General features: G+C 59.3%; 2 protein-coding genes. Both read left to right on the top strand.

The window, feature by feature from the left end; translation table 11 throughout:
* The coding region (locus tag AC1DT3_RS18270) for a M10 family metallopeptidase C-terminal domain-containing protein (protein WP_477466648.1) at nt 1–546 on the top strand (546 nt) is incomplete at its 5' end.
* A 206-nt stretch (nt 547–752) separates the two neighbouring features.
* Nucleotides 753–2,372, top strand: a 1,620-nt coding sequence (locus AC1DT3_RS18275; protein ID WP_477466649.1) for a cadherin domain-containing protein, incomplete at its 3' end; no start/stop codon positions are given.

Raw genomic sequence — 2,372 nt, forward strand, 5'->3', positions numbered from 1 at the left:
GGAACGGATACCCTCGACAGTATCAGCTTTCTGAAATTCGCCGACACAACCACGCCCGGCACTCCTGATACGACCGGCACCACTCATCCCGGTAGCGAAGGCAATGACCTCATCCGGGGCACATCCAGAAACGATGTCGTCAACGGTTTTGGCGGCAACGATCGTCTTTATGGAGGCCGAGGCAAGGACACGCTCATCGGCGGTGCCGGCAAAGACGTCTTCGTGTTCAAGGAGAAGGCCGACGCCCGGAAGACCCATGTCGACAAGATCGTCGACTTCAACGTGAAGGACGACTCGATCTGGCTCGATAACGCGGTGTTCAAGAAGCTTGGCTCACGTGGTTCTGAATCCAAACCCGCTGCTCTCAAGAGCGGCTATTTCACGGTCGGCTCGGCCGCGAAAGACGCCAACGACTATGTCATCTACGACAAGAACAAGGGCATCCTGTACTATGACGCGGACGGCAATGGCGCGGGGAAGGCTTTGCAGATCGCTACGCTGCCGAAGAACCTCAAGATGACCCACAAGGATCTCTTCGTCATCTGACGGCACGGACGCCGCACGGCGTCCATCGTGTTGGTCCAATGCATGACGGGTTCGTCGTGTAATCCCTCTCCGGATCTGTCCGGGGAGGAATTTTCGTGTTTCGCTGCTGTCGCCAGCCACGCGGGATCTCAGCATTCGACCCCATGTGTTGGAAGGGGGCAGACGCTGCGTAATGCATGCCATGGACGGTCTTTTAGGAGATTGTCATGGCACTGAAAGTCATTAGCACGGTTCAAGCAAGTCAAAYGGGCGCTGGCGCGCATGCCTCGGTTGCTGCAGGCGGCGATCGATATCTCGTCGAGCGGGGTGGCAGCCTATCCGCGTTGGGCGATGGTGCGAACGGAATCCACGCTGCCGGTGGTGACTTGTCGGCTACAATCGTAGGGAGCGTGTCGGGTCAAAATTGGGGAATCTATGCGGCCGGCGGCCTCAACAATATCGAGGTCGCCAATGGTGGCACCGTCTATGGCCAGGACCGCGGCGTATACCTGACAAGCAATCGCTATGATTATCAGTTCGTGAGAAACAGCGGGACTGTTTCCGGGGGCAACGAAGGTGTCCGCGTCACCGCGGATCAGATCGAAATCTTTAATGCAGGCACGATCTCGAGCCAGAATGGTTCGGCAGTCGTTCTCGATTCGGAAGACGGAATTACGCGGGTCTACAACACCGGCTCGATCCTTGGCGGCGGGTCAATCTACCTTTCGGGCATCACCTCCGTCGGCAACGGCTGGGATTTCGTCACTAACCGCGGCTTCATCAACGGCGGCGTGTCGCTTGGCGGCGGAAATGATACATTCGACAATCGCGGTGGCACACTGACCAACGGCTTCATCGATCTTGGTACCGGAACAAACAAGGCATGGAGCGGCGACGGCAACGATGCTTTCATTACGGGCCTCGGCGATGACTTCATCGATGCAGGTGGCGGCGAAGACGTCATCAATCTGCGGTACTTAGATGAGAGCTTAAGGCTCGATCTCGCTTTCACCGGAGCCCAAGATACGGGAGCCGGTATCAAGACGATCCTGAATCTCGAACACATCTTCGCGGGGAGTAATGGAAACCACCGGCTCAGCGGAAGTGACATCGGCAACTCCCTTGCCACCGGTGCAGGCAACGATACCCTTGAAGGTAGAGGCGGCAACGACACGCTGAACGCATCCAACGGATCGGATACTGCGCTTTATTCGAGTGAAGTCGGCGCGCGTGTCGACCTGAACAAGCAAGGTCAGGCGCAGAACACCAACTACGGTTTTGACACGCTCTACTCCATCGAGAATCTCACAGGCGGTTCCGGCAACGATGCGTTCACCGGCGATACCAACGCCAACGCGCTGACTGGCAACGGCGGCAACGATACGCTCGACGGTGGCCTCGGCGACGACACGCTCGACGGCGGCACGGGGACGAACGTCGCGAAGTTTTCCGGCACGGCCGCGGAATCCCAAGTCGTCGACAACGGCGACGGCASCTTCACGGTGACCGGACCCGAYGGCAYCGATCTCGTGCGCGACGTCCGCGTGCTGCAATTCGCCGACACGAGCGTGGCGTTGTGGAACGCTGCGCCGGCTGGTCTCGCGCTGTCCCAGGCGCAAGTCGCGGAAGAYGCGCTGGCGGGCACCATTATCGCCACGCTGCGCGCCACCGACGCGGATGGCGACGCRCTCACCTACAGCCTCGCCGGCACCGACGGTCCGTTCCGCATCGATGGCAACAACCTCGTTCTCACCGGCGCCGTCGATTACGAAACGACGTCCAGCTACAGCCTGACTGTGACCGCCAAGGATGTCTTTGGCCTCACGGCCTCGCAGGTCTTCACGTTC

The organism is Microvirga sp. P4_G7, from assembly GCF_056401005.1.